This is a genomic window from Halomonas sp. BN3-1 (assembly GCF_003056325.1).
GTDB lineage: Bacteria > Pseudomonadota > Gammaproteobacteria > Pseudomonadales > Halomonadaceae > Halomonas > Halomonas litopenaei.
In genome coordinates, this window is record NZ_PYVV01000001.1 from 104943 (window position 1) to 131026 (window position 26084).

General features: G+C 65.1%; 20 protein-coding genes. 17 read left to right on the forward strand and 3 right to left on the reverse strand.

The window, feature by feature from the left end; genetic code table 11:
• Positions 1-24 precede the first annotated feature (24 nt).
• The 5 genes from C9F12_RS00475 to C9F12_RS00495 all read left to right on the forward strand — a co-directional run bounded on the left by C9F12_RS00475 (position 25) and on the right by C9F12_RS00495 (position 5128).
• Positions 25-282 carry an acetyl-CoA carboxylase gene (locus C9F12_RS00475; RefSeq protein ID WP_108447642.1) on the forward strand — a complete coding sequence of 86 codons (258 nt, stop codon included), beginning with the start codon at positions 25-27 and terminating at the stop codon, positions 280-282.
• Positions 279-1667, forward strand: coding sequence for an acetyl-CoA carboxylase biotin carboxylase subunit (locus C9F12_RS00480; RefSeq protein WP_108447643.1), 1389 nt, complete (start codon positions 279-281; stop codon positions 1665-1667). The genes C9F12_RS00475 and C9F12_RS00480 overlap by 4 nt, the downstream gene beginning before the upstream one ends.
• On the forward strand, positions 1664-2578 hold the full coding sequence (locus tag C9F12_RS00485; RefSeq protein ID WP_108447644.1) for an allophanate hydrolase subunit 1: 915 nt from the start codon (positions 1664-1666) through the stop codon (positions 2576-2578). The genes C9F12_RS00480 and C9F12_RS00485 overlap by 4 nt, the downstream gene beginning before the upstream one ends.
• Positions 2568-3584 carry a biotin-dependent carboxyltransferase family protein gene (locus C9F12_RS00490; RefSeq protein WP_108447645.1) on the forward strand — a complete coding sequence of 339 codons (1017 nt, stop codon included), beginning with the start codon at positions 2568-2570 and terminating at the stop codon, positions 3582-3584. The genes C9F12_RS00485 and C9F12_RS00490 overlap by 11 nt, the downstream gene beginning before the upstream one ends.
• Before the next feature lie 209 nt (positions 3585-3793).
• On the forward strand, positions 3794-5128 hold the full coding sequence (locus C9F12_RS00495; protein WP_108447646.1) for an allantoin permease: 1335 nt from the start codon (positions 3794-3796) through the stop codon (positions 5126-5128).
• An 87-nt stretch (positions 5129-5215) separates the two neighbouring features.
• On the opposite strand, the gene C9F12_RS00500 is transcribed toward C9F12_RS00495, so the two are convergent.
• Both C9F12_RS00500 and C9F12_RS00505 read right to left on the reverse strand, forming a co-directional pair.
• Complete coding sequence (locus tag C9F12_RS00500; RefSeq protein ID WP_108447647.1) at positions 5216-6097, reverse strand: hypothetical protein; 882 nt, start codon at positions 6095-6097, stop codon at positions 5216-5218.
• Between the two features lie 57 nt (positions 6098-6154).
• A complete protein-coding gene (locus C9F12_RS00505) occupies positions 6155-8338 on the reverse strand; it encodes a prolyl oligopeptidase family serine peptidase (RefSeq protein ID WP_108447648.1) in 2184 nt (727 codons plus the stop codon).
• A gap of 70 nt (positions 8339-8408) precedes the next feature.
• Here C9F12_RS00505 and C9F12_RS00510 point away from each other — a divergent pair, with 70 nt between their 5' ends.
• From C9F12_RS00510 to C9F12_RS00550, 9 genes are all read left to right on the forward strand, one after another.
• Entirely contained in the window at positions 8409-8861 is a 453-nt protein-coding gene (locus C9F12_RS00510) for a hypothetical protein (RefSeq protein ID WP_045993220.1), read from the forward strand.
• A gap of 165 nt (positions 8862-9026) precedes the next feature.
• A complete protein-coding gene (locus C9F12_RS00515; protein WP_045993221.1) occupies positions 9027-10841 on the forward strand; it encodes a vWA domain-containing protein in 1815 nt (604 codons plus the stop codon).
• Positions 10834-11619 (forward strand): class II glutamine amidotransferase, encoded by a 786-nt coding sequence (locus C9F12_RS00520; RefSeq protein ID WP_108132628.1) that lies wholly within the window; start codon positions 10834-10836, stop codon positions 11617-11619. The genes C9F12_RS00515 and C9F12_RS00520 overlap by 8 nt, the downstream gene beginning before the upstream one ends.
• A gap of 125 nt (positions 11620-11744) precedes the next feature.
• A complete protein-coding gene (locus tag C9F12_RS00525; protein WP_108132629.1) occupies positions 11745-13433 on the forward strand; it encodes an AMP-binding protein in 1689 nt (562 codons plus the stop codon).
• A gap of 207 nt (positions 13434-13640) precedes the next feature.
• A complete protein-coding gene (gene hrpA / locus C9F12_RS00530; protein ID WP_275886748.1) occupies positions 13641-17612 on the forward strand; it encodes an ATP-dependent RNA helicase HrpA in 3972 nt (1323 codons plus the stop codon).
• A 92-nt stretch (positions 17613-17704) separates the two neighbouring features.
• The gene (locus C9F12_RS00535) at positions 17705-18832 is read left to right on the forward strand and encodes a beta-ketoacyl-ACP synthase III (protein ID WP_108447649.1); all 1128 of its coding nucleotides are present in this window, start codon (positions 17705-17707) and stop codon (positions 18830-18832) included.
• A gap of 160 nt (positions 18833-18992) precedes the next feature.
• Positions 18993-19763 carry a VacJ family lipoprotein gene (locus C9F12_RS00540; protein ID WP_240184119.1) on the forward strand — a complete coding sequence of 257 codons (771 nt, stop codon included), beginning with the start codon at positions 18993-18995 and terminating at the stop codon, positions 19761-19763.
• A 12-nt stretch (positions 19764-19775) separates the two neighbouring features.
• Entirely contained in the window at positions 19776-20969 is a 1194-nt protein-coding gene (locus C9F12_RS00545; protein WP_045993226.1) for a SpoIIE family protein phosphatase, read from the forward strand.
• Positions 20956-21465 carry an STAS domain-containing protein gene (locus C9F12_RS00550; RefSeq protein WP_045993227.1) on the forward strand — a complete coding sequence of 170 codons (510 nt, stop codon included), beginning with the start codon at positions 20956-20958 and terminating at the stop codon, positions 21463-21465. Before C9F12_RS00545 ends, C9F12_RS00550 begins: the two co-directional genes overlap by 14 nt.
• A 210-nt stretch (positions 21466-21675) precedes the next feature.
• On the opposite strand, the gene tal is transcribed toward C9F12_RS00550, so the two are convergent.
• Complete coding sequence (gene tal / locus C9F12_RS00555; protein ID WP_108447650.1) at positions 21676-22614, reverse strand: transaldolase; 939 nt, start codon at positions 22612-22614, stop codon at positions 21676-21678.
• Between the two features lie 132 nt (positions 22615-22746).
• Here tal and C9F12_RS00560 point away from each other — a divergent pair, with 132 nt between their 5' ends.
• From C9F12_RS00560 to C9F12_RS00570, 3 genes are all read left to right on the forward strand, one after another.
• Positions 22747-23946 carry a Bcr/CflA family multidrug efflux MFS transporter gene (locus C9F12_RS00560; RefSeq protein ID WP_108447651.1) on the forward strand — a complete coding sequence of 400 codons (1200 nt, stop codon included), beginning with the start codon at positions 22747-22749 and terminating at the stop codon, positions 23944-23946.
• A complete protein-coding gene (locus C9F12_RS00565) occupies positions 23943-24713 on the forward strand; it encodes a sulfite exporter TauE/SafE family protein (RefSeq protein WP_345840221.1) in 771 nt (256 codons plus the stop codon). The genes C9F12_RS00560 and C9F12_RS00565 overlap by 4 nt, the downstream gene beginning before the upstream one ends.
• A gap of 318 nt (positions 24714-25031) precedes the next feature.
• Positions 25032-26045 (forward strand): substrate-binding domain-containing protein, encoded by a 1014-nt coding sequence (locus C9F12_RS00570; RefSeq protein ID WP_045993230.1) that lies wholly within the window; start codon positions 25032-25034, stop codon positions 26043-26045.
• The last annotated feature ends 39 nt before the right edge of the window (positions 26046-26084 follow it).

The following is a 26084-nucleotide window of genomic DNA, read 5'->3' on the forward strand; positions in this document are numbered from 1 at the left end:
TTCCAATGACAAGCGAGAGACCTCATGTCCCAGCAAACACAGCAAGCTCCCTTTCCCGGCGTCTTCTATCGCCGTCCCTCGCCCGAGGCCGAGGCCTTCGTGTCCCCGGGTGATAGCGTCCAGGCCGGCGACACCATCGGCCTGCTCGAAGTGATGAAGCAGTTCTGCGAACTCAAGGCCGAGGTGACAGGCCAGATCGTGTCCATCGAGGTGGACGACGGCGATGTGCTGGAAGCCGGTCAGGACATTCTGGTCATCGACGATTCGGAGGGCGAGGCATGAACGCGACCCGACTGTTGATCGTCAATCGTGGTGAGATCGCCGTGCGGGTGGTACGCGCCGCCCGCGAGCTCGGTCTGACCAGCATCGTCACCCACAGTGAGGCCGACGCCGACAGCCTGGCGGTCAAACTGGCCGATGAGGCGGTCTGTATCGGCCCGGCCCAGGCCGCCAAGAGCTATCTGAACATCGAGGCGATCCTGGCGGCAGCCCGGGAAGTCGGTGCCGAGGCGGTCCATCCCGGCTACGGCTTCCTGTCGGAGAGCGCCGACTTCGCGCGCCGTGTGGTCGAGGCCGGCATGATCTTCGTCGGCCCCGACGCCGAATTGATCGAGCGCATGGGCAACAAGGCCGAGGCCAGGCGCACCGCACTGGCCGCAGGTGTTCCGGTGGTGCCGGGGTCGCCGTCGGCGGTGGCCGACGTGGAGGAGGCGGTGAAGGTCGCACTCGAGGTCGGCTATCCACTGCTGATCAAGGCCGCCGCCGGCGGTGGCGGGCGCGGCATTCGCACCGCTGCCGACGAGGCGGAACTCCGTGCCCAGCTGCCGCTGGCCCAGAGCGAGGCGCGAGCCGCCTTCGGTGATGACAGCGTCTATCTCGAGCGCTTTATCGAGCGTGCACGGCATATCGAGGTGCAGATCCTGGCCGACGGCGAGCGCGCGGTGCACCTGTACGAGCGGGAGTGCTCGTTGCAGCGACGGCGCCAGAAGGTGTTCGAGGAAAGCCCATCGCCGGCGCTGGACGAGGCCGCCCGCGAGCGCCTCTGCGCCTCCGCGGTGGCGCTCGCCGAGCACGTCGGCTACAAGGCCGCCGGGACGCTTGAGTACCTGTACGACGATGACAGCGGTGAGTTCTTCTTTATCGAGATGAATACCCGCATCCAGGTGGAGCATCCGGTCACCGAGATGATCACCGGTGTCGATCTGGTGCGGGCGATGCTCAGGGTATGCCTGGGTGAGCCGCTGGGGGTGGCCCAAGACGATATCGCGATACGTGGCTGGGCCGTGGAGATGCGTATCAACGCGGAAGACCCGGACAATGGCTTCTTTCCGTCGCTGGGGCAGGTCGAGCGACTGACCTGGCCCACCGGCCCGGGGGTGCGCGTCGACAGCGCCCTGTACGAGGGCTACAGGATGCCGCCGTTCTATGACTCGCTGGTGGCCAAACTGGTCGTCTGGGACGAGGATCGCGCCTCGGCGCTGGTCCGTGCCGGTCGTGCCCTCGACGAATTCACGCTGGAGGGCTTCACCACCACGGCGGGGCTGCATCGTCGGCTGGTGGAAGACCAGGCAGTACGTCGCGGCGACTTCCATACCGGCACCCTTGAGCTCTGGCTGGACACAGCATCGGCGGCGTCAGCGCCATCAGTACAGGAGAAAGCGTCATGAAGCCATCCACCCAGCGTGACCCCGGGCAGGCCAAGCCCGCACGCTACAGCGCCGCTGGAGACGAGTTCCTGTTCGTCGAACTGTCCGAGGCGATGAACCTGGAAGCCTTCTTTCGTGGGGTGTCGATCACCAGTCGGCTTGCCGAGCGCAAGATCCCCGGGGTGACCGAGATCTGTCCCGCCAACGCCTCCTATCAGGTGCGCTACGATCCCGCCCGGCTGCCGCTGTCACGCTTGATCGAGACTCTGGAGCAGATCGATGCCGAGGTGCTCGGCCAGCAGGTGCAGCGCCTGGAGACCCGGGTGGTGGAGGTGCCGGTGCTCTACAACGACCCCTGGACCCACGAGACGCTGATGCGCTTTCGCGATCGCCACCAGGACCCGTCAGGCACCGACCTGGAGTACGCCGCCAGGATCAACGGCTTTGCCAGCGTCGATGGCTTTATCGAGGCCCACAGCGCCAGTCCCTGGTTCGTGTCCATGGTGGGCTTCGTCGCCGGCCTGCCGTTTATGTACCAGATGGTGCCCCGTGAGCGCCAGATCGAGGTGCCCAAGTACGTGCGGCCTCGTACCGATACGCCCAAGCAGACCGTTGGCTATGGCGGCTGCTTCAGCTGTATCTACTCGGTGCGCGGCGCCGGGGGCTATCAGATGTTCGGGGTGACCCCCATGCCGATCTACGATCCCAGCGGCAGCCAGCCCCACATAGATGACTCGATGATCTATTTCCGTCCCGGTGACATCGTCAAGCATCGGCCCGTCGATCGCAGCGAGTACGACGCCATGGTGGCCGCTGCCGAGGCCGGACGATTCCGTCCTAAAACTGCGCCATTCGTGTTCGACCTGGATGAATATCGCGAGGCCCCTGAAGCCGTGGCCCGTCGCGTCGAGGAGGTGCTCAATGAGCATTGAAGTGATCAAGCCGGGGCTTGCGACCTCGGTCCAGGATGCCGGACGCGCCGGTCATTACCACCTGGGCATTCCGCCGTCCGGCGCCATGGACCAGTTCGCCATGCGCTCGGCCAACCTGCTGCTGGGCAACGCCGAGGACGCCGCGGTGCTCGAGTGCGCCTTGATGGGACCGGAGCTGCGCTTTACCCAGGCCTGCCGTATCGCCACCGGCGGCGCCGAGATGGTGCCGAAGATCGATGGCCAGCCCCATCCCAACTTCGAGGTGCTCGAGGTGCCAGCGGGCAGCGTGCTGAGTTTCGACTTCGTGCGTGCCGGGGCGCGGCTCTACCTGGCGGTGGAGGGCGGCATCGATGTGCCCGAGCGTCTGGGTAGCCGCAGCACCTACGCGCTCGGCGCCCTCGGTGGCTACGAGGGGCGTCCGCTCAAGGCGGGCGATGTGCTGCCCGTCGGTCAATCGAACGCCGCAACCCGCGCGGCAGTCGGTCGGCGTCTTCCCGAGGCCTTTGTGCCGCGCTTTGCCAAGCACTATGAGCTGCGCGTTGTGCCTGGACTTTACGACCACCTGCTCGAGGAAGAGGCGAGGGAACGCTTCTATCAGGAGGACTGGAGCGTGGCCTCGGAGGCCGATCGCATCGGCTATCGCTTCAAGGGCGGTACACCGCTTCGGTTCATCGAGCGAGAGCCGCCCTTCGGAGCCGGTGACGACCCGTCCAACATCGTCGATGCCTGCTATCCCATCGGCTCGATCCAGGTGCCCGCCGGCAGCGAGCCGATCATTCTCCACCGAGACGCCGTGTCCGGCGGTGGCTACGCCATGGTTGGCACGGTGATCAGCGCCGACATGGATCTGGTGGGCCAGATTCAGCCCCATCAGAAGGTGCGCTTCGTGGAGGTGTCCCTCGAACAGGCGCTGGAGGCGCGCAAGGCCTACGCAGGGCGCCTGGAGGCGCTGCGTCAAGCACTGGGCGATGCCCGGGACCAGGCCCTCGGCCAGGCGCTCGACTAGCCGGCTGAAAAGGATCGAAGGCAAGAGCCTGAGTGCTTCGATCCCGTCTCACTTATTCCCGCAATTGCCACTTTGCCCGGCGGAGCCAGACGTCTCCGCCCGGGCTCCCCTTGCCCGGAATGTCACTCGAGCCCTGCCATCGAGGTATGGGCTGACTCTTCTGTCCAAGGGGCTTCGTCCAACCACAACAACAGCACGAGGCAACAACCATGAACGACACGACATCCCGCGAGAAGGGTGGGCAAGGCGCCGGCGACTTCGCCGACCGCCCCATGCCCCTGGATCAACGCATGCCCAGAGGCAATCTGATGATGGCCTGGTGGGCGGTATGCAGCGCCATCTTCTACATGGTGGTGGCCGCCGCCATGGCCCGCAGTTACGGCACCACCAACGCGCTGATCGGGATCGCCCTGACGGTGGTCTGCTACGGCGTCATCAATGCGGTGATCAGCCGCTATGCGATACGTACCGGGCTGACCGTGGCGCTGTTTTCCCGGGTCCTGTTCGGTCATCTGGGAGCGATGATCGCGACCCTGATCTTTTTTGCCACCGCGCTCTACTACGCGGTATTCGAAGGCTATGTGATGGCGCTGGTGCTGTCCGAGTGGTCGCCCTCGCTCGGCATGGCCAGCGCTACCCTGATCGTGGTGGTGGTCGGAGTCTCGCTGATCTTCGGCAGCGTCCAGCACTGGCTCGACAAGTTCAACGGCGTGCTGCTGCCGGTGTACATCGTCGGCATGCTGATCGCTGTGGGCATGGCGATGGCCGAGTTCGGCTATCCCTCCGGCTGGCTCTCCCGGGTGCCTGAAGGAGGCGCCAGTCCCTTCGGCTGGCTGTCCACCTTTGCCTACTACATGGGGGTCTGGGTGCTGATGATGTTTACCTTCGACTACGCCCGCTTCGGTCGCGTCGAGGATAGCCGCTTCCATGCCCGCGTCACCTTCGGCATTCCCTTTTATCTGATGACCTTCGTGTTCAGCGGAGTGGTGGGGATCCTGCTCGACGCCTGCCTGCCTACCGACGGCCTGTCGGAGGCGTCCATCGTGCTGGGACTGCTCGAGCTCATGGGGCTCGGTGGGCTGGCGCTGGTGTGGGTGACCCAGAGCCGTATCAATACCGCCAACTTCTACCTGGCGACGGTCAATCTCGAGGCCTTCGTCGGCAAGCTCACCGGCCTCAAGCTCAACAAGATCCTGGCCGGCTGTCTGGTGGGCGGGCTTGCCTACCTGCTGATGCGGGCGGACGTGTTCAGCTACCTGCTGGCGGCCCTGGCCTATCAAGGCGTGTTCGTGGTGGCCTGGGTGGGGGTGGCACTGGCCCATATCCTGTCGCCGGAGGGGCGTCTCGAGGTCGACCTGGACGCTGACATCAGCGCCTTCAACCCTGTGGGGCTGGCGGCCTGGGCCCTGGCAGCGATTGTCGGCATCGCGCTGATGCTGTCGCCGAGTCTGGCCGGAGCCTCGGCACCGCTGACCTTTGTGGTGGCCTGGGGGATCCATGTCCTGGGGCGTGGTCTGGCCAGGCATGGAGCCACCGCCGCCTGACCGGCTAGATAGGGAAACGACAGCGCCGGGCCTCGTGAAGAGGCCCGGCGCCTTGTCGGCAAAGAGGGCTTCGCCGAGTGTTGGCGATCAATTGCCGCTGTGGCTAGCGTCCGTCTGCCGGTCGTCGCCTTCTTCTTCTGTGCTTTCTCCTTCGTTGTCAGCCCGGTCGTCATCGCTACCTTGCGGTGCGGCAGCCGTAGAGGCTGCGTCGGGGTCGACCGCTGGCTCTGAGCGCTCGCTTTCCATCGCTTCTTCCATCTCGCCTTCCATGTCACCTTCGAGAGACCCCGACATGGCCCCCTCACCGGTGAACAGCGGACGGGCGTCATCGAGGCTGTTGAAGTCTTCGATCAGGACGGTGGCTTTCTCGGCCTCGCCTTCGTTGCCTTCGGCTTCGACGTAGCTGCTGCCGTCGAAGCGCAGGTGCAGGGCCTGAGCCGGCTGATCGGCGGCCAGGTGGCGCTTGACCACCAGGTCTCTCCAGCCCTCGTGAGAAGCTTCGCCAAGCTGGATCGGAGGCTGGGTGGTGGGCTGGGCGCTGATGACGCGGTAGGCGTCGTCCTGGGCTTCGAGGATCAGGGTATCGCAACCCCCGGTGCCGCAGACCATCGGGCCGACCACGTGGACCACGGCCTCGTCCTGACCATCGTCGTTCAGGTCACTCCAGCCGACCAGGTAGCGAATCTCGCCGAGCTGGGGATCAAAGTTGGCGCGCAGGGACTGCTCCAGTGCCTCGCGGCGATCCGCCTGGCTCATCTCCGAGATGTCGTCGCCTTGTTCGCCGCTGGTGTCGTCTTCACTGGCTGAGTCCGCGCTCTCGTTGCTGCCGCCACCGTTACCGGAGGTGACGTTTTCGCTCTGCTGTGACGCGCCCTCGGACGTCTCGGAATCGCTGTCGTCGGAGCAGCCGACGAGGGAGGTGCCGAGCCATAGCGCAGCGGTGAGGGCGAGCATCGGTTTGGCGTTCATGAAATTCCTTATTCTGAAAGTGGCCGCTAAAGCGGCCAAGGGCGTCCAAAGGTGCGGTCAGGCCTGCGGGCTCTCGTCGGTGGAGCAGGGATGGGGCCTTGGTGATTCGACCGGAGAGTTGTCCATCAGGTCCGCATTCACCAGGTCTGCATCCAGCAAGTCCAGGGCCCAGAGCACGAAGGCATCCTGGCGTGCCCCTTCGCGCCAGGCCTTGAAACGACCCGAGGCGCCGCCGTGACCGGACGTCATGTCGGTCTTCAATAGGGTTGTCCGGTTGGACAGTGCCGCCTGCTCGGTGTTCGCCAGGCTCAGGCGTGCGTAGAGCTTGGCCGGCTCCCAGTAGGGCACACGGCTATCGTGCCAGCCACCCTGGAGGAATACCGGCGGCCAGGCCTCGGCATCGAGGTTGTCCAGCGGTGAATAGCTGCCGATGCGTCGGGCGTCGGCGGCGTGGCTGGGATTGCCCCATTCGGTGTACTCCGCCGTGGTCAGCGGCAGCTCCGGGTTTTCCATGGTACGCAGGACGTCCACAAAGGGCACATCGAGTACCGCCGCGCAGAATGCCTGTGGCGCTCGATTGAGGCTGGCGCCCACCAGCAGACCGCCGGCGCTGGCGCCGTAAGCGACGATACGCTGGGGATTCGATACACCCGCGTCGACCAGGGCGTCACGTGCGGCCAGGAAGTCCTCGAAGCTGTTGGGCTTGTGCTCGAGCTTGCCGGCCAGGTACCAGGGCTCGCCGCGCTCACCGCCGCCTCGCACGTGGGCCACCGCGAAGGCCGCGCCACGCTGGAGCAGTTCCAGTCGGGATACCGAGAACCATGGGTCCAGCGCCTCGCCGTAGGCACCGTAGCCATACAGCAGCGTCGGCAGCGGCTGGTTCGCCAGGTCCTTGCGGCATACCACTGACACCGGCACCCGCTCGCCGTCGTGGGACTCGGCCCACAACCGTTGGCAGTGCAGGTCTTCCGGTGCCAGATCGCCGTGCAGAGGCTGCCGCTTGAGCAGTCGGCGCTCGCCGCTATCAAGATCCAGCGACCACCAGCTTGGCGGGGTGCAGAAGGATTCCTCGCGCAGGCGCAGTACCCGGTCGTCGAAGTGTGGGCTGTCGCCGAGCCCCAGGCTAAGCGGTGCGGGCGAGCAGGGCAGGGGGGCGTCGAGGGTGACGCTGTGGTCGCTGTCGAACTCGAGCCGACGCAGGCGCACCTGGGCCTCGAGGTGGTCGCGCTCGGCGATCACCAGGCCCCAGGCGTAGGCATCGACACCCTCCAGGGTGGTCTCCTGGCGATGGGGCACCAGTACTCGCCGCTGACCGGAGCGGTCCTCGTCCTCCACTTCCAGCTGAAAGTGCACCAGCCCTTCGTTGTGCAACACATAGAAGTGACCGGGACGATGATCGAGGGCGTACTCAACGCCCGGGCGACGGGGCTGAAAGCAGTGCGGGGGAGTCGCTGGCGCGTGGGCCGGAACCAGATGGGTCTCGCTGGTGTCCTTGGAGGCCGACTCGATGGTCAGCCAGGCCCGCGATCGGGTCTTGCCCAGACCGATCCAGAACTCGGCGTCGTCCTCGCGCAGGACCAGCTCGTCGGTCTCGACCCTGGCGTCTGCGCTGGCCGCATCCAGCGACAGGCTGAGCCGCCAGGCGCTGTCGGGTCGCTGGGTGGCGTCGTAGCGGGTGAACAGCAGGGTCTGGCCGTCCTCGGCCCAGCACAGCTCAGGGCCGATGTCGTCCAGCAGTCGATGCTCGGCGCCATCGGGCAGGCGCTTGATGAACAGGCGATAGGTCTCGTCACCCTGGGTGTCCTCGGTCCAGGCCAGCCACTGCTCGTCCGGGGACAGCGCCATGTCACCGAGTTCGAGGAAGGTGTGCTCCTGCGCTCTGGCCTCGAGGTCGAAGAACACCTCGCGCGACTGCGGGGCATCGTTGGGGTGGCGCCACCAGACCGGATAGTCGGCGTCGGCGGCGGTCTCGCTCCACAGGGTGAAGTGGTCCAGGCGACTGGGCAGCCCCTTGACGGCCAGCTCTCGCCGCGCCAGGTGGCCCTGGTAGAGCCGCTCGATCAAGGATTCCAGAGGGGCGAACCAGGCGTCGGCCTGGCGGTTGGCGGCCTCGAGAAAGTCACTCACGGCGGGGTCGTCGCGATTCTCGAGCCAGTGCCAGGCGTTATCGTCCTGACGCGTGAAGTCCAGGGCAGGGCCCCGAGTTGCTGCGGCCGGTGCATTTGGCGGCTGTGCTTTCATGGTGCGAGATGTACCATACTCAAGAGAAATTTCATCTGTGCGCGGCGCGCACGTCAGGTTGGAGCATGCAATGTTGATTTCGGATTCCATGTCCACGCTGTGGTTGATCTATGGCGCATTGTCGCTGGTCGTACTGTTGGCTGGCTACCTTGGACTGGCTTTTTTACCGCGCCTGCCACGCCTGGTGCTGACCTGGGCAGTGGCCGGCGTGATGTGGATGCCGTCGATGTTCGAACTGCCGTTGATCGAGGAAGGCCAGGTCTACAGCGGTCAGGCGCCGGCCATCATGGTGGCAGCGGTCGCCTTCATGGACGGCAACAATGGCGTGCTGGTGCCGGCGGCCACGCGCGTCATCGTCGGCGCGGCGATCGGTGCGCTGTTCGGACTGGCACTGTGGTGGAGTGGCCGTCGTCGCCGTCTGCGCAAGGCCGAGGCCGCTGCAGCGGCGCGTGACCAGGACGCAGAGGCTCATGGGACGTCGCGTGAAGAAGGGCGGGAGCGTCAGGAGCCGGTGCTCGGCTAGAAACTGCTGGCGACGTCGCTCTGGCCACCGTGAACGGTGAACCATCGATGAACACGTCGAAGGGGGATGTAAAAGACGTCCACCGCCCACGGCCTGGAGATTCCGGGCAAGTTCCAAGGAGGACACATGGCCAAGCGGGGCCAGCAACGCTGCGGGAAAGGGGTAATGATGGCGACAATCGTGGCGTTGTGCCTGTCGCCGCTGACGGCGCTTGCCCAGTCGGTGACTGGGCAAGCGGGCTCGGATGAGCCACCGGACGTTCGCGTCGTGGTGGACGTGTCCGGCAGCATGAAGACCAATGACCCCAATCGCCTGGCAGGCAGTGCGCTGGACATGCTGGTGGCGCTGTTGCCGAGTGGTGTCAGCGCCGGCATCTGGACCTTCGGCGAGTCGATCGACAATCCGTTGCCTCTGGGGCAGGTCGACGCCCAGTGGCGCGAGCGGGCCTTGGCGCTGCCGCCGGCGCTGGAACAGTATCAGCAGCATACCGATATCGAGGCGGCGCTGCGCACCGCGGCAGCAGCCGAGGGTGACGGCTGGCGCCACCTGGTGTTGCTGACCGACGGGGTGATCGACCTGTCGCCGGGCAGGGGTGCCAAGCCCGACGTGGACCTTGCCTCTCGCCAACGCCTGGTCGAGGCGATGGTGCCGGACCTGGCCAACCAGGGGGTGGCCATCCACGCCATCGCCTTTTCGCCAGGCGCCGACGTTGCCCTGGTCGAGCGACTGGCGCAGCGCACCGGGGGACTGGCGGCGGTGGTCGAGACACCGGACGCCCTGTTGGGCGCCTTTCTCGATATCGTCGAGCGCATCTTCCCGGTGGATCAGGTGCCGCTTGAGGACCGCCGTTTCACCGTCGATGCCGGCGTCGACGATTTTTCCGCGTTGATCTTCCATGACCCCGGCCAGGGAGAGGTGACCCTGGTGGCGCCGGACGGCACCCGTTACACCCGCGACACCGCACCCGCAGAGGTGCGCTGGCAGCGGGAACCACGCTTCGACCTGATCCGCGTACCCGACCCCGCCCAGGGGGAGTGGCGGATCGAGGGTCCTCTGGCGGCGGACTCGCGGATTACCGTCAACAGCGATCGCCACCTGGTGACGGAGGCGCTGCCCGCGACGCTGTATTCCGGCTTCGAGGTGCCGTTGGCGGTGCGTGTCGAAAGTGACGGCGAGGTGACGGTGCCCGAGGGGCTCAAGGTGACGGCGGAGCTGTCCGGCGAGGCGGTGGACGGCCTGCAGATCCTGGCGCTTGGCAACGATGATGGCGTGTTTCGCGGGCGGCTGCCGTCGCCGTCGGGCACCGGCGCGGCTGAGCTGGTGATCACCGCCGAGGGCGAGGACTTCCATCGCCGACGGGTGCAGGCGGTCAATGTGCTGCCGGCCGTCGGCGCGGCACTGGATGAATCCGGGCGTCGGGTGACGCTGGTGGCCGAACATCCGCGCCTTGGCCACGACAACACCCGCTTCGAGGCCGATCTGCTGGGCCAGTCGCTGGAGGTGGCCCCGGCAGACGCCAGGCGCTGGAGCCTGGAAATTCCGCCCCAGGAGGATGAGGTCAGCCGTCCGCTGCGGATCTCGGCGGTGGCGACGATCGACGGCAACGAGACCCGCTGGAACCTGCCGCCGCTGTGGATCAATCGCGATGGCGAGGTGGCCCTGGATCGGGCGCTGGCAGGCCCCACCCTGTCCGGTGAACGCTTCGCCGAAGCCAGTGAGCGACAGGCCGAGGAGGAGGCTGGCGAGGCGCTGGCCGACCAGTTTGTGGCGTTGGTGAATGAAGGCCCCGAGCGGCTGGTGCAGTGGTGGCGCGAGGGAAGGCCTGGTCTTGAGCCCGCCCTCGAGCGTGCTCGACATGATCCGCGCAGCTGGCTGGTAGCCGCTATCCTGGCGGTGGTGGTGATCGCCTGGCTGTTGTGGCGTCGCCGGCGCACTCGCCTGGCTGCGGCCGGGTCAACAAGAGAGGAACCCCATGTGTGAGCTTCTGGGCATGAGTGCTAATGTGCCCACGGATATCTGTTTCAGCTTTACCGGCTTTCTGCATCGTGGCGGCGGCACCGGCCCCCACCGTGACGGCTGGGGCATCGCTTTTTACGAAGAGGGGGGCTATCGCGAATTTCGCGACCCTCATCCTTCGGTGCACTCGCGAATCGCCCGGCTGATCTGTGAATACCCGATCAAGTCGAATATCGTCATCAGCCACATCCGCCAGGCCAATGTGGGTGGAGTGAAGCTGGCCAATACCCATCCGTTCGTGCGCGAGATGTGGGGGCAGCCCTGGTGCTATGCCCACAACGGCCAGTTGTCCGGCTGGGAGACGCTGGACCTCGCCAGCTATCGACCGGTGGGGTCCACCGACAGCGAGCACGCCTTCTGCCACCTGCTGGGTGAGCTCCGGCGGCGCTATCCAGACCCGCCGGAGGATCGTCGCGGTCTGTGGTCGTCGCTGCACGAGCTGTGCGAGAAGCTCAGAGGTCTGGGCGTCTTCAACCTGCTGCTGGCCGACGGCGAGTACCTGTACACCTATTGTTCCACCAAGCTCGCCCATATCACCCGCCGCGCGCCCTTTGGCGAGGCCAACCTGTCGGACGCCGAGATGGTGGTCAACTTTGTCGAGCACACCACCCCCGACGATGTGGTCTCGGTGCTGGCCACCGAACCGCTCACCGACAACGAAGAGTGGGTGCGCATGCAGCCGGGTGAGCTGCTGGTGTGGCGGGAAGGCGAGATCGTGGCCCGTTATCTAAGCGATGAATAGCGGGTTTTAAACGAAAGTTTGAATCAGGCGTATTACAGTCGCTGCGGGACTGGGCTATGGTAGCCAGTGTCGACACCACAATTTGATAATAAGAGGGGACCTGGTCCCCCGAATGGAGAACGCCCATGAGTGAGAACGCCGCTGCATCGATCGTTCGGGGGGAGGCCCTGGAAGGGCTCGATGACTATCATTCGGTGATGGATATCTTCCACCGCTCCGTCAAGCGCTACGACGAAAAGGTGGCCTTCTCGTGCATGGGCAAGTCCCTGACCTACGCCGAGCTTGACCGGCTGTCCGGTGATTTCGCCGCCTGGCTGCAGCACGAGACCAACCTTGAGCCCGGTGATCGGGTGGCGATCCAGTTGCCGAATCTGCTGCAGTTCCCGGTAGCGGTGTTCGGTGCCATTCGCGCCGGCATGGTGGTGGTCAACACCAATCCGCTGTACACCGAGCGCGAGATGACCCACCAGTTCAAGGATTCCGGCGCCAAGGCGATCCTGATCCTGGCCAACATGGCAGACAAGCTCGAGCGGGTGCTGGACAAGACCGACATCGAGCATGTGGTGATCACCGAGATCGGTGATCTGCACGACTTCCCCAAACGACCGCTGATCAACTTTGTGGTCAAGTACGTCAAGAAGATGGTGCCGCGCTACTCGATCCCCAAGGCGGTCGGGTTGCGTCAGGTGCTCAAGCAAGGCGCCTCCCTCGAGCACCGTGAGGTAGAACGCGAACTCGACGATATCGCCGCGCTGCAGTACACCGGGGGGACCACCGGGCTTGCCAAGGGCACCATGCTGACCCACCGCAATCTGGTGGCCAACATGCTTCAGGCCAAGCAGATCATCGGGGGTGGCTTGAGCGAGGGTAGTGAGGTGGTGGTCGCGCCGCTGCCGGTCTATCACATCTATACCTTTACGGTGAACTGCCTGTTCATGCTGGAAGGCGGCAACCATTCGCTGCTGATCACCAATCCGCGGGACCTCGATACCTTTATCAAGGAGCTCTCGAAGACGCGTTTCACCGGCTTCGTCGGGCTCAATACGCTGTTCAATGCGCTATGCAATCGTGACGACTTCAAGGCGCTGGACTTCTCCCACCTGCACCTGACCATCTCCGGTGGCATGGCGCTGACCAAGGCCGCGGCCAAGCGTTGGGAAGAGGTGACAGGCTGCCCCATCGCCGAGGGTTACGGCCTGACCGAGACCTCGCCGATCGTCAGCTTCAACCCGGTGGAGGCGATACAGCTGGGCACCATCGGCCGCCCCGTCGCCGGCACCGAGCTCAAGCTGTGCAACCCTGACGGTGGCGACCCCGAGCCGGGCGAGCCGGGCGAGCTGTGCGTGCGCGGCCCCCAGGTGATGAAGGGATACTGGAACCGCGATGACGAGACGGCCAAGGTCATCGATGCCGATGGCTTCTTCCACACCGGTGACATCGCGGTCATCCAGGACGATGGCTACGTGCGTATCGTCGATCGCAAGAAGGACATGATTCTGGTGTCCGGCTTCAACGTCTATCCCAACGAGATCGAAGACGTGGTCGCGGCCCACCCCAAGGTGGTCGAGTCCTGCGCCGTCGGGGTGCCCGACGATACCAGCGGCGAAGTCATCAAGCTGTTCGTGGTGGCCAAGGACAGCTCCTTGACCAGTGACGAGCTGCGCGCCTGGTGCAAGCAGGAGTTGGCCGGCTACAAGGTGCCCAAGCTGGTGGAGTTTCGTGACGAACTGCCCAAGACCAACGTCGGCAAGGTGCTCCGGCGCCAGTTGCGTGACGAAGGCAGCACCGAAACCGGGACCGGCACCGACGGCTGACGCCCGCCGACAAGGTCCGGGGAAGGGCAGGGGCCGGCGATTGGCCCTTGCCTTGGCTGCGGCGTTACAATAGCGCCCTTTGCGTTGCGGGAGCCTTCCCGCCCCGCGTCCGTGCGACGCGGCGCCCATGATCCACCCGGAGCCTTCGACCCCAACGTGAGTAGTTCTACGCCCACCGCCCAGCAAAACGCCGACGACGCCTCTCGCCTGAAGTTTCTGACCGAAGGACTGGAACAGGTGATGCTTCGCGATCGCCCGACGCTGGCCAAGCGTCTGGCCGGTCTCGAGCGTCGTCGACGCGACGGCAAGCCCATCGACCGGGGACTCAAGGAGGTCGAGCACCACTGGCAGCGCTCCCGTCAGACCCTGGCCTCGCGCCAGGCGCGCCCGGTCACGCTCGACTATCCCGAGCAGCTCCCGGTGGCGGCGCGGCGTGCCGATATCCTCAAGGCACTGGAGTCCCATCAGGTGGTGGTGGTGGCCGGCGAAACCGGCTCCGGCAAGACCACCCAGCTGCCCAAGCTGTGTCTGGAGCTGGGGCTTGGCCGTCGCGGGCTGATCGGCCACACCCAGCCGCGGCGCCTGGCGGCGCGCTCGGTGGCGACCCGTCTGGCAGAAGAACTGCAGGTGCCGCTGGGCGAGCAGGTGGGTTATCAGGTCCGCTTCACCGACCAGACCAACGACGACACCCTGGTCAAGCTGATGACCGACGGCATCCTGCTGGCGGAAACCCGCCAGGATCCGGACCTGCGCCGCTATGACACCCTGATCATCGACGAGGCCCACGAACGCAGCCTCAATATCGACTTCCTGCTCGGCTACCTCAAGCGCCTGCTCGATCGCCGCCCGGATCTCAAGGTCATCATCACCTCCGCCACCATCGATGTGGAGCGCTTCAGTCAGCACTTTGCCAGCCGAGACCAGGACGGCGGCGTGCGCCCTGCTCCGGTGGTGGAGGTCTCGGGTCGTACCTACCCGGTGGAGGTGCGTTATCGTCCGCTGATTCGCGACGAAGATGACGAGGAAGACCGCACCCTCAGCGAGGGTATCCTTCACGCGGTGGAGGAAATCGAGACCATCGAGCGCGAAAAGCGCTGGTTCCATGGTCCCCGCGATATCCTGGTGTTTTTGCCCGGTGAGCGTGAGATCCGCGAGACCGCCGACGTGCTCCGGCGCGCCGATCTCAAGAGCACAGAGATACTGCCGCTCTACGCCAGGCTTTCTAACGCCGAGCAGAACCGCGTGTTTGCTCCCCACAGCGGGCGGCGCATCGTGCTCGCCACCAACGTGGCCGAGACCTCGCTGACGGTGCCGGGTATCCGCTACGTGATCGACCCGGGGCTGGTGCGCATCAGTCGCTACAGCTATCGCGCCAAGATTCAGCGCCTGCCGGTGGAGGCGGTCAGCCAGGCCAGCGCCAATCAGCGCAAGGGCCGCTGCGGCCGGGTGGCGGAAGGCGTGTGCATCCGTCTGTATGACGAAGACGACTTCCTGGCGCGCCCTGAGTTTACCGATCCGGAGATCCGGCGCACCAACCTGGCCTCGGTGATCCTGTCGATGCTGTCGCTGAAACTGGGCGACATCCAGGACTTTCCCTTCGTCGATCCACCTGACTCGCGCTTCGTCACCGATGGCTTCAAGTTGCTCTATGAGCTGGGTGCGGTCGACGACAACAGCCGCCTGACGACATTGGGGCGACGGCTGGCGCGACTACCCATCGATCCGCGCCTGGCCCGCATGGTGCTGGCCGGGGTCGAGCAGCAGAGCCTACGCGAGGTGCTGATCGTGGTCTCGGCGCTGGCGGTGCAGGACCCGCGTGATCGACCCTCCGACAAGCGCGAAGCTGCCGATCAGGCCCACCGCCGCTGGCAGGATCCGGATTCCGACTTCGTGGCCCTGCTCAATCTGTGGCACGGCTTCGAAGCCGCCCGAGAGGAACTCTCGGGCAACCGGCTGCGTCGCTGGTGTCGCGATAATTTCCTGAATTACCTGCGCCTGCGCGAGTGGCACGATACCTTCCGCCAGTTGCGTCAGCTGCTCAAGGACATGGATATCCAGGTGCCGTCGGCCAGGCCCGCCATCGCCGCCGAAGGTGAAGATGACGATGGTCAGGCCAAGGAGCGAAAGCGTCAGCAGACGGTGGCCATGCACAAGGCGCTGTTGACGGGTCTGCTGAGCCATCTGGGCACCCTGACCGAGAACCGCGAGTATCTTGGGGCGCGCAATCGCAAGTTCATGATTCATCCGGCATCGGGGCTTTCGAAGAAGTCTCCGAAGTGGGTGATGGCGATGGAGCTGGTCGAGACCTCGAAGCTGTTCGCGCGCAGCGTGGCCAAGGTCGAGCCACAGTGGATCGAGCCTCTGGCGGGCCATCTGGTCAAGCGCAGCTACAGCGAGCCCCATTGGGAGATGAAGCGGGCCCAGGTGGTGGCCTTCGAGCAGGTCACCCTGTTCGGGCTGCCGATCGTGGCCCGGCGCAAGGTCCACTATGGCCCCATCGCCCCGGTCGAAAGCCGTGAGCTGTTTATCCGCCGGGCGCTGGTGGAAGGCGAGTTTCGCACCAAGGGCGAGTTCTTCGCCCACAACCGGGCACTGATCGACGAGGTCGAGGACCTCGAGGATCGCGCACGGCGGCGCGACATTCTGGTGGACGAAGAGCAGCTATTCGACTTCTACGACGCTCGCCTGCCTGAGGATATCGTCAACGGCAAGGGCTTCGAGGCCTGGCGCCGCAAGGCCGAGCGCAGTGACCCTGAGCTTCTCAAGTTCGACCGTCAGGCGCTGCTGGCACGGGAGGCGGATGACGTCACCGGTGACGCCTATCCTGACGAGCTTTCGATCGACGGTGTGCGCTATCCGCTGGCCTATCACTTCGCGCCGGGGGCCGAGGATGACGGTGTGACCATGACGGTGCCGGCGGCGATGCTGTCTCAGCTGTCGTCGTCTCGCCTCGAGTGGCTGGTGCCGGGATTGCTCCGGGACAAGTGCATCGCCCTGTTGAAGTCGCTGCCCAAGTCGATACGCCGACAGGTGGTGCCGATACCCGACTGGGTCGACGCGGCGCTGGAGGCACTGGTACCCGGGGACGGCAGCCTGACCGAGGCGCTCGGTGAATTTCTGCGGGTCAAGACCGGGCTGCGCCTATCGCCGGACGACTGGCGCCTCGATCAGCTCGAGCCCCACCTGGTGATGAACCTCAAGGTGGTCGACCACAGCGGCAAGGTGCTGGGCCAGGGCCGCGACCTGCGGGCGCTGGAGCGGCGTTTCGAGGCTGCCGCCAGTCAGGGTGCCCGGGCGCTGGCCAAGAGCGTGGAGAGCCAGTCCGAGCTGTCGGGCTTCCCCGAGCAGGCATTGCCGGAATCGCGGGTGACCTCCCAGGCCGGGATTCGTGTCGAGGCATTCCCGGCGCTGGTGCCTTCGTCGAGCGGGCTCAGCCTCGAGCTGTTCGATCATCCGGCCAAGGCCCATGAAGCGCATCGCCGCGGGGTGGTCAAGGCGGCGATGGAACGGCTGCCAGATCAAGTGAAGGCTATCGAGCGTACCCAGGGACTGTCGACCTGTGCTCTATTGTTCGCCAAGGTAGGCAGCAAGCGTGCACTGACCGAAGATGTGGTGACGGCCGTCTTCCGGCAGGTCGTGGCGGTGGACCCGCTGCCGCGCAGTGCCGAGGCCCTGGAACAACGCATTCAGGCGGTTCGCCAGGATATCGTTCCCCATGCCGACAAGCTGGTGGGGGTGCTCAAGCCGGCACTGGAGGGACATCTGGCGGTGACAAAGGCGTTGAAGGGTAACCTGAGCCTGTCGCTGGCGCTGGTATACAGTGATCTCAAGGCACAGATGCAGCGGCTGGTGTACCCGGGGTTCGTGACCGACGCCGGTGCCTGGCTCGAGGCTTATCCGCGCTACATGGAGGCCGCCCAGGTGCGCCTGGAGAAGGCCCCGCGCGAGCGCATGCGCGACCAGATGCTGATGCAGACGGTGCAGGACTTCGAGACGCGCCTCGAGACGCGTCGACAGGCCGAGCACCGAGGCGGCGTCGAAGATCCATCGCTGGTGGAGTTTCGCTGGTGGATCGAGGAGTTGCGGGTATCGCTGTTTGCGCAGCAGCTGGGTACCGCCATGCCGGTATCGGAGAAGCGCCTGGAGAAACGCTGGGCGGAATTGACCGGGCGGGGGTAAGGCCCCCGCGCCAAAGATGACGAAAGTGAGTGACCGCCCCGGGCGGTCGCGATCGACCGGCGGCACCGAGGTGCCGCATGAAGGAGAAGGGCATGACCCCAGCGAAGGTGCTTATTACCGGCAGCGGCCTGTATACCCCGGCCAACGCCATCGACAACGACGCCCTGGTGGCGTCGTACAACGCCTGGGTGGATGCCGAGAATGCCCGCCACCGCGAGGCGATCGAGGCCGGGGAACGTGACGCCCTGGCCCATTCCAGCAGTGAATTCATCGTCAAGGCCTCGGGTATCCACAGCCGCTACGTGCTGGACGCAGAGGGCATCCTGAATCCCGAGCGCATGCGCCCGAAGCTCGACGAGCGCGACAACGACAGCCCCGGCATCCAGTGCGAGATGGCGCTGGCCGCCTCGCACGAGGCGCTGGCCGCAGCGGGGGTCGAGGCCGCCGACATCGACCTGGTGATCGTGGCCTGCTCGAACCTGGAGCGCCCCTATCCGGCGGTGGCGGTGGAGTTGCAGCGTGCGCTGGGCACCGGGGGCTACGCCTTCGACATGAACGTGGCCTGTTCCTCGGCCACCTTCGCCATCGACAACGCCGCCAATGCCATCCGCTCCGGCGGCGTGCGCCGCGCCCTGGTGGTCAACCCCGAGGTGTGTTCGGCACACCTGAACTTCCGCGACCGTGACAGCCACTTCATCTTTGGCGACGCCTGTACCGCCCTGGTGCTGGAAAGCGACCAGGTGGCGACAGCCGAGACACGGTTCGAGGTGCTCGGGACCCGACTGGTGACGCAGTTTTCCAACGCCATTCGCAATAATGCGGGCTTTCTCAACCGCGTCACCGACGCCGACCCCCAGGCAGCCGACAAGCTGTTCGTGCAGGAAGGCCGCAGGGTCTTCAAGGAAGTCTGCCCGATGGTGGCACAGTTGATCCGTGACCACCTGGAGAGCCTGGATATCGCGCCTGGTACGCTGTCGCGGTTATGGCTGCATCAGGCCAATCGACACATGAACGATCTTATCGCACGACGGGTGCTGGGCCAGGAGCCTGCTCCGGATCAAGCGCCGATTATTCTTGACCGTTACGCTAATACAAGTTCTGCCGGTTCGATCATCGCGTTCCATCTGCATCATCAAGACCTGGAACCGGGCGCTACCGGGGTGGTGTGTTCCTTCGGCGCGGGCTACAGTGCGGGCTGCGTGGTGATTCGCAGGGACTGAGGCCGACCCTCCGGGGAACCGACAGCTGACTCGTCGGCGGAACCAGACGACTGCCGTACGCAGAGGCGTCGTCGCTGACGCTACCCGGAGTCCAACCCCGGACAACAGCGCCGATAGATTGACGATCGTGACAAGGACAGGCAAGGGAGGCAGTCGAACGATGAACGCGAACTACAGCGGTGCCCTGGGCAAGGGCATGCAGAGGGGTGTCCTGGTCATGGCCGTCGCCCTGGCGGCAAGTGGCTGCGCCAGCAGCGGCGTATCCAGCGAGCCCAATCCAGCGGACCCCTGGGAGGGCTTCAATCGCAGGGTCTTCGCCTTCAACGATGTGCTGGATCGCTATGCACTCAAGCCTGCCGCCCAGGGTTATCGCTACGTGACCCCGGACCCGCTCGAGCGCGGTGTCAGCAACTTCTTCGACAACCTCGGCGAAGTGCGCACGGTGCTCAACAGCCTGCTGCAGGGCAAGGGTGCCAATGCCGGCAACTCGAGCATGCGCTTTCTGATGAACACCACCTTCGGTCTGGGTGGTCTTCTGGATCCGGCGACCCACGCCGGCTTTATCGCCGACGAGGAAGACTTCGGCCAGACTCTGGCTGCCTGGGGCGTGGGCGAGGGGCCCTTCGTGGTGCTGCCGTTCCTCGGCCCCAGCACAGTGCGTGACACCAGCGCCTTGCCGGTCGACTGGTACACCTACCCGCTGACCTACGTCGAGGACGACACCGTGCGCTACTCGCTACGCGGTCTCGAGCTGCTCGACGCGCGTGCCAGCCTTCTCGATCAGGAGGATCTGATTCGCGGTGATCGCTACAGCTTCATTCGTGACGCCTGGCTACAGCGTCGTCGTTTCGAGGTCACCGATGGTGAGCTTGGTGACGACAGCTTTATCGACGATGGCTTTGACTACGACGAAGATGCCTTCGCCGAGTAAGGTGGCATCTGCATGCAAGCAGCCAAACCTCTGATCGGGGTAATCGACCACCCGGGCGAGCACCGCGACGCCCTGGTGGACGCGATTGCTCGCGACGGACTTGCGGTCTTTGCCGCCGCCAGCGCCGATGAGCTTCCCGGCTCCACGGCGCTGGTGGTAGCACATTCGCTGGCGGTACCGAGTCGCGAGTGGATGGTGCTGGCCGAGCGCTGGCCCACCCTGGTGGTCAGCGAGGACCGGCGAGACGACGATCTGCTCAAGGCCGTTGACGCGGGCCTTGTCGACTACGTGATCGACCCCTTGCGCCATGCCCATCTGCTCAGGCGGATGATCCGGCGTGTGGTGGACGTCAATCGTCTGGCCCGGGAGCGCGAAGAGGATCGAGCGCGACTGGAAGAGCTCAACGAGAGCCTGGAGACCCACCTGGCGATGCTCCGGCTCGACCAGCAGGCCGGCGGCCAGATCCAGCGTCGCATGCTGCCGCCGAGGCCGCAGCAGCTGGGGGCGATCGGCTGTGACTACTGGCTTGCGCCCTCGTTGTATCTGTCAGGCGACTTTCTCGATATCCAGGCGTACAATGAGCGCTATACATTATTCTATTTCGCTGATGTGTCGGGCCACGGAGCCTCGTCCGCCTTCGTGACGGTGCTGCTCAAGTATCTGTTCAATCGCTGGCAAGGCGAGTGGGACGGTGAGGCACCCGAGGCATTGCCGCCGCGCTGGCTGTCCCAGTTGAATCGGGAGCTGCTGGACACGGGGATCGGCAAGCACGCCACCCTGTTCGTCGGCGTGATCGACCAGCAGAAGCGCTATCTGCACTATTCTCTCGGCGCGCAGCTGCCGATGCCACTGTTGAAGTCCGACGAGGGCGTCACCACGCTGGCGGGAGAGGGCATGCCGGTCGGATTGTTTCCGGAGGTCAGTTATCCGGCACTGGGATGTGACTTGCCCGATGACTTTTCGCTCTGGCTTTGCTCCGATGGAGTGCTGGAGTGCTTGCCGGGGGACAGTCTCGAGGCGCGCCTTGACGATCTCAGGCAGCGGGTCGAAGACAGCGATTCCCTGGATACGATGCGTCGGGGGCTGGCCCTGGGGGCGCTCTCCAGCGATGAAGAAGCGCTGGAGGACCCCACCTCGGGGCGCGAAGAGCTGCCCGACGACTTGACGATCATGTTGGTGAGCGGGTTTGGCGATGAAAGTGCATGAAGGTCGACTGAAGGCGGCATTCGAGGCCGGTGTGTTCGTCCTGAAGCTATGTGGCGACGTGCGCCTGACCCTGTGTGCCACCCTGGATCTCCAGGCCCAGCAACTGGCCGACACGCCGGGACTCAAGGCGGTGATGATCGACCTGCGCGAGGCCAGCAACGTCGATTCCACGGCGCTTGGCTTCCTGGCCAAGGTGGCCATGGCGCTGCGCGGCAAGCTCGAGCAGGCGCCGACCATCGTGGCCGACAATCCCGACGTCAAGCGGATGCTCGAGGTGATGGGCTTTGGCGCTTTCTTTACCTTGCTGGAGCGTCCCATCGCCGAGGTCGACGACTTCGAGGAGCTCCCCGAAGTGCCCGCCGATGAAGAGGGGCTGCGGGAGCGCATCCTCGAAGCGCATCGTATCCTGATGCGCATGAACGAGCATAACCACGAACAGTTCCAGCCTCTGGTCGAGATGCTCGAGGCCCAGAACGACGCTTCGCACAAGGCCTGATCCCGCCCGTGCCGGGCCTGACGTCGACGCGCCGAAGGCGTGTTCAGCAGAAGGCGCCGAAGGCGTAGAAAATGGCGAACTCCGAAAGCGGAAAGCGGTGTCAGATCGCCGCAAGCTGGCAACCGCATAATGCAAGAGGGCGATCCATGGATCGCCCTCTTGATCATCTGCAGCCAGGCCCAGCCAGGCTTGCCGGTGGTGCGCCCTTGATCATCCCTGGCGCAGTTCGGTCAGCAGGCTTTCCAGCTTGCGCTGATCGGCCATGAACTTGCGGATGCCTTCGGCCAGTTTTTCGGTGGCCATGGCGTCTTCGTTCATGGCCCAGCGGAAGTCGTCTTCGGTCTGGGGCTCCGGTGCGCTGGTCTCGGCGTCGCTGCGGACGAGGCGGCGTTCGAGAGCGCCTTGCTGACCGTGCAATTCCTCGAGCAGTGCCGGCGAGATGGTCAGACGGTCGCAGCCGGCCAGCGCCTTGACCTCGTCGGTGTTACGGAAGCTCGCGCCCATCACGATGGTCGAGTAGCCGTGGCCCTTGTAGTGGTCGTAGATGCGCTTGACCGATTGCACGCCGGGATCGTTGTCGCCGCTGAAGTCGGCCTCCGGCTGCTGGGCCTTGTGCCAGTCGAGGATGCGGCCGACGAAGGGCGAGATCAGCGTGACCCCGGCGTCGGCGCAGGCCTGGGCCTGGGCGAAGCTGAACAGCAGCGTCAGATTGGTGCGGATGCCTTCTCGCTCCAGCGTCTTGGCGGCACGAATGCCTTCCCAGGTGGACGCCACCTTGATCAGGATGCGCTCGGCGCCGACGCCTTTGCGGGCATAGCGCTCGATCAGTGAATGGGCGCGGGCCAGGGTACCTTCGGTATCGAACGATAGCCGTGCGCTGACCTCGGTCGACACATACCCAGGCACCAGCTCGCTGATCTCGCTGCCGATGTCCACCGCCACGGCGTCGAGAGCGTCATCGATGTCGTTGGCCTCCTTGGCGATGGCGGCCAGGCGGGCGCGACGATCGGCGTGGCTGGCGGCCTGCAGGATCAGCGACGGGTTGGTGGTGGCGTCGGTGGGCTGGAAGCGACGAATGGCGTCCAGGTCGCCGGTGTCGGCGACCACCGTGGTCATCGCCTTCAGTTGGGTCAGCAGATCGTCTGCCATGTGGCAATCTCCGTAGTTGGGCGGTGGTGAGCTGGACCTACTGTACCAAGGCGTCGATGTGGACAACAGCCGCAGCGGCGTCACGATCAACCCGATGACAATTTTTCAAACCTTGTTCTTCATGGAGCGCCTGTGTCCCTGAATGCCCGGCGTGTCGCCCTGCTGGTGGCCGCCAATACCGCCCTTGCCCCCTTCGCCATCGACGCCTACCTGCCGGCCATGCCGGCGCTGGCCGAGTCGGTGGGGGCCAGTGTTCATCACACCGAGCTTTCACTCAGCGTGTTCATGGTCGGTTTTGCCGTGGGCCAGCTCACTTGCGGGCCGCTTTCCGACCGCATCGGACGCAAGCCGGTGCTGCTGGCCGGACAGATCCTGTTCTTGATCGCCAGCCTGGTGATCGTCAGCGTCGATTCGTTGACGGAGCTTCTGGTCTGGCGCTTTGTCCAGGCGCTGGGCGGCGGCGCCTGCGTGGTCAATTCCGCCGCGATCGTGCGCGACTGTTTCAGTGGCCGCGAGGCGGCCAAGGTCATGTCGACCATGGCGATGATCCTGATGCTGGCGCCGCTGGTGGCGCCGATGGTCGGTAGCCTGCTGCTGTACCTGGCCGACTGGTGGCTGATCTTCGTCTTCCTGGCGGTCTATGCCGCCTTCCTGATGTGGCTGCTCGGGGCCTTTCTGCCGGAGACCCGGCCTGCAGGGGCACCGGTGGCCTCGCCCCGTCAGGTGCTGCGCAACTACGCAAGTGTGCTGACCGATCGCCAGGCCATGGGCTACATCCTGGCGGTGGCGGCGTCCTTCGCCGGCATCTTTGCCTTCGTCACCTCGTCGCCGTTTCTCTATATGCAGCACTACGGGCTGTCGCCGGCGGCCTATCCCTTTGTCTTTGGTGCCAATGTGGTGGTGATGGCGCTGTCCAACCGGGTCAATATTCGCCTGCTGCGTCGGCGTACACCCCAGCAGAACCTGCGCCTTGGTCTCGCCATTCAGCTGGTCGCCGCCAGTGGCCTGTTGGTTGTAGTCGCCACGGGGACGGACTCGCTGTTCACTGTGGTGCCTCTGGTGATGGCGTTTCTGGGCGTGGTGGGGCTGATCTCGCCCAACGCCATTTCATCGCTGCTGGAGCGGTTCAGTCATATGAGCGCTACCGCCACGGCGCTGCTCGGCAGTATCCAGTTCAGCAGTGCAGCACTGTCCGGTGCCCTGGTCACCGCCTTTGAAATCGACTCTGCCTGGCCCATGGTGATCGCCATGGTCACGGTGGCGTTGATCGGCAACGTCGGCCTGCGCGTGCTCGCCGGACGTCCGCCTCGGGTCGAGGAGGCGGCGTCATGATGGCGTCGTTGCTGGCCGCAGTGCAGGACTGCGCAAGGGAGTGGTGGGTGCTCAGCGAGCTGACCCTCGGCTCGTGGCTGTGGGTGGGGGCAGTACTGGCGTTGGGGACCTTCGTCCAGCGTACCACCGGCTTCGGCATGGCGGTGGTGGGGGCGCCACTGATCCTGTTGAAGGCGCCGTCCCTGGTGCCGGTGGTGCTGGTGGTCTACGGCTTTCTGGTGTCCTGTCTGGTGGTACGCCGCTATCGCCGGGAAGTCGCCATGACCGATATCTCCATGGCCCTGGTGGGCAAGGTGCCGGGAACCCTGCTCGGGGTCTGGCTGTTGCTGGTGGCACCCATGGCGACGCTGGAGGTGATGATCGCCAGCATCGTGCTGTTTGCGGTGGTGGTGACGCTGTTCAAGCTGCGCCTGCCGGTCAACCGCTCGTCACTGTTTGGTGCTGGTTTTCTGTCGGGAGTGTTCGGTGCCGTGGCGGCGATCGGCGGACCGCCCATCGTGCTGCTGATGCATGGCATGCCGATGGACCGCCTGCGGGGCAACCTGGCGGCGTTCTTTCTTATCTCGTCGTTGATGACCCTGGCGAGCCTGGCCGCCGTGGGCAGGGTGCCGCTGTGGCTGTTGGGCGTGAGCCTCAGTTTCATGCCCATGGTGGTGGCGGGCCACGCCCTGGGGGCGGTGCTGGCGCCGAAGTTGCCTCGGCGAGTGTTGCAGGCGGCGTCCTTGACCCTGTGCGCCGCGGCGGCATTGGGGCTATTGATCAGCTGACCCGGTTGTTTCATGTTGTCGCTATCGAAGCGACACCAGATTGGCCGTCCGGCGCAAAGCCGGGCGGCCTTTTTTTGCGGCAGTTTCTTTTGTGTCCGCTCAGGTTGCCGTCGGCTGTAAAAGCGTGGCAATGACCGGGGTCGCGGTGACAGGGCCGTGACGCCGTCATGACATGGCCGGGCAGGAGGAGGGGCAGGGGGGAAGCGTAAGAGGTATCGGGAAGGCGTCAACCGGAGTGTGCTGTCATGAAGCTGTCATTTTTCTGCGGCATTGTGTGTTTCGCGAAGGTTGACCATCTCATCATCAGGAGCTTTCTCCATGAACCGCATCCTCAAGACCACCGCTATCGCCGCCGCCGTCATGGGCGTGGTGGGTGTCGCTCAAGCCCGCGATCAAGTCCGTATCGTTGGTTCCAGCACCGTCTACCCGTTCTCGAGCTACGTGGCCGAAGAGTTCGGTGCCACCACCGACTTCCCGACGCCGGTCATCGAGTCCACCGGCTCCGGTGGCGGCATGAAGCTGTTCTGCTCCGGTCTGGGTGACGATACCCCGGACATCACCAACGCCTCGCGTCGCATGAAGACTTCCGAGTTCGAGACCTGTGAAGCCAACGGTGTGACCGACATCACCGAAGCCTTCATCGGCTATGACGGCATCGCCTTCGCCCAGTCCGGCGACAACGAGGCGATGGACGTCACCCGCGAGCAGATCTTCCTGGCGCTGGCCGCCAAGGTGCCGGTCGATGGTGAGCTGGTCGACAACCCCTACACCAAGTGGAGCGACATCGATTCCTCGCTGCCGGATCGCGAGATCGCCGTCTATGGACCGCCCACCACCTCCGGTACCCGTGATGCCTTCGCTGAGCTCGTGATGGAAGCCGTTTCCGAGGACATGGAGGCCTACGGCGGTGAAGGTTACACCGACGTGCGCGCCGACGGTGCCTTCATCGACGCCGGCGAGAACGACAACCTGATCGTTCAGCGTCTGGCCGAGAACACCGATGCCTTCGGCATCTTCGGCTACTCCTTCCTGGAAGAGAACGCCGACACCCTGATCGGCTCCAGCATCGACGGCGTCGAGCCGACCCCGGACGCCATCGGCAGCGGTGAGTACCCGGTGTCTCGCTCCATGTTCTTCTACGTGAAGAACCAGCACGCCGAAGACGTGCCGGCCATGTACGAGTACGCCAACATGTTCATGAGCGAGCAGATGGTCGGTGACCTCGGCTACCTCAAGGGCATCGGCCTGATCCCGGCGCCGGAAGACGAGCGCGCCGAGGCTCGCAGTGCCGTCGAGAACCACGAGACCCTCGAGCTGGCCGACCTGAAGTAAGGGACACGGTCCTGATCACGCCGGCCGGCATCCTGCAAC

What these genes read in the sequence shown, in the direction of transcription:
- C9F12_RS00565 (WP_345840221.1), top strand. Translation starts at nt 23,943, where the DNA reads ATGATGGCGTCGTTGCTGGCCGCAGTGCAGGACTGCGCAAGGGAGTGG.
- tal (WP_108447650.1), bottom strand. Translation starts at nt 22,614, where the DNA reads ATGGCAGACGATCTGCTGACCCAACTGAAGGCGATGACCACGGTGGTC.
- C9F12_RS00515 (WP_045993221.1), top strand. Translation starts at nt 9,027, where the DNA reads ATGATGGCGACAATCGTGGCGTTGTGCCTGTCGCCGCTGACGGCGCTT.
- C9F12_RS00550 (WP_045993227.1), top strand. Translation starts at nt 20,956, where the DNA reads ATGAAAGTGCATGAAGGTCGACTGAAGGCGGCATTCGAGGCCGGTGTG.
- C9F12_RS00485 (WP_108447644.1), top strand. Translation starts at nt 1,664, where the DNA reads ATGAAGCCATCCACCCAGCGTGACCCCGGGCAGGCCAAGCCCGCACGC.
- C9F12_RS00475 (WP_108447642.1), top strand. Translation starts at nt 25, where the DNA reads ATGTCCCAGCAAACACAGCAAGCTCCCTTTCCCGGCGTCTTCTATCGC.
- C9F12_RS00545 (WP_045993226.1), top strand. Translation starts at nt 19,776, where the DNA reads ATGCAAGCAGCCAAACCTCTGATCGGGGTAATCGACCACCCGGGCGAG.
- C9F12_RS00500 (WP_108447647.1), bottom strand. Translation starts at nt 6,097, where the DNA reads ATGAACGCCAAACCGATGCTCGCCCTCACCGCTGCGCTATGGCTCGGC.
- C9F12_RS00570 (WP_045993230.1), top strand. Translation starts at nt 25,032, where the DNA reads ATGAACCGCATCCTCAAGACCACCGCTATCGCCGCCGCCGTCATGGGC.
- C9F12_RS00540 (WP_240184119.1), top strand. Translation starts at nt 18,993, where the DNA reads ATGAACGCGAACTACAGCGGTGCCCTGGGCAAGGGCATGCAGAGGGGT.
- C9F12_RS00535 (WP_108447649.1), top strand. Translation starts at nt 17,705, where the DNA reads ATGACCCCAGCGAAGGTGCTTATTACCGGCAGCGGCCTGTATACCCCG.
- C9F12_RS00505 (WP_108447648.1), bottom strand. Translation starts at nt 8,338, where the DNA reads ATGAAAGCACAGCCGCCAAATGCACCGGCCGCAGCAACTCGGGGCCCT.
- C9F12_RS00495 (WP_108447646.1), top strand. Translation starts at nt 3,794, where the DNA reads ATGAACGACACGACATCCCGCGAGAAGGGTGGGCAAGGCGCCGGCGAC.
- C9F12_RS00490 (WP_108447645.1), top strand. Translation starts at nt 2,568, where the DNA reads ATGAGCATTGAAGTGATCAAGCCGGGGCTTGCGACCTCGGTCCAGGAT.
- C9F12_RS00480 (WP_108447643.1), top strand. Translation starts at nt 279, where the DNA reads ATGAACGCGACCCGACTGTTGATCGTCAATCGTGGTGAGATCGCCGTG.
- C9F12_RS00525 (WP_108132629.1), top strand. Translation starts at nt 11,745, where the DNA reads ATGAGTGAGAACGCCGCTGCATCGATCGTTCGGGGGGAGGCCCTGGAA.
- C9F12_RS00510 (WP_045993220.1), top strand. Translation starts at nt 8,409, where the DNA reads ATGTTGATTTCGGATTCCATGTCCACGCTGTGGTTGATCTATGGCGCA.
- C9F12_RS00520 (WP_108132628.1), top strand. Translation starts at nt 10,834, where the DNA reads ATGTGTGAGCTTCTGGGCATGAGTGCTAATGTGCCCACGGATATCTGT.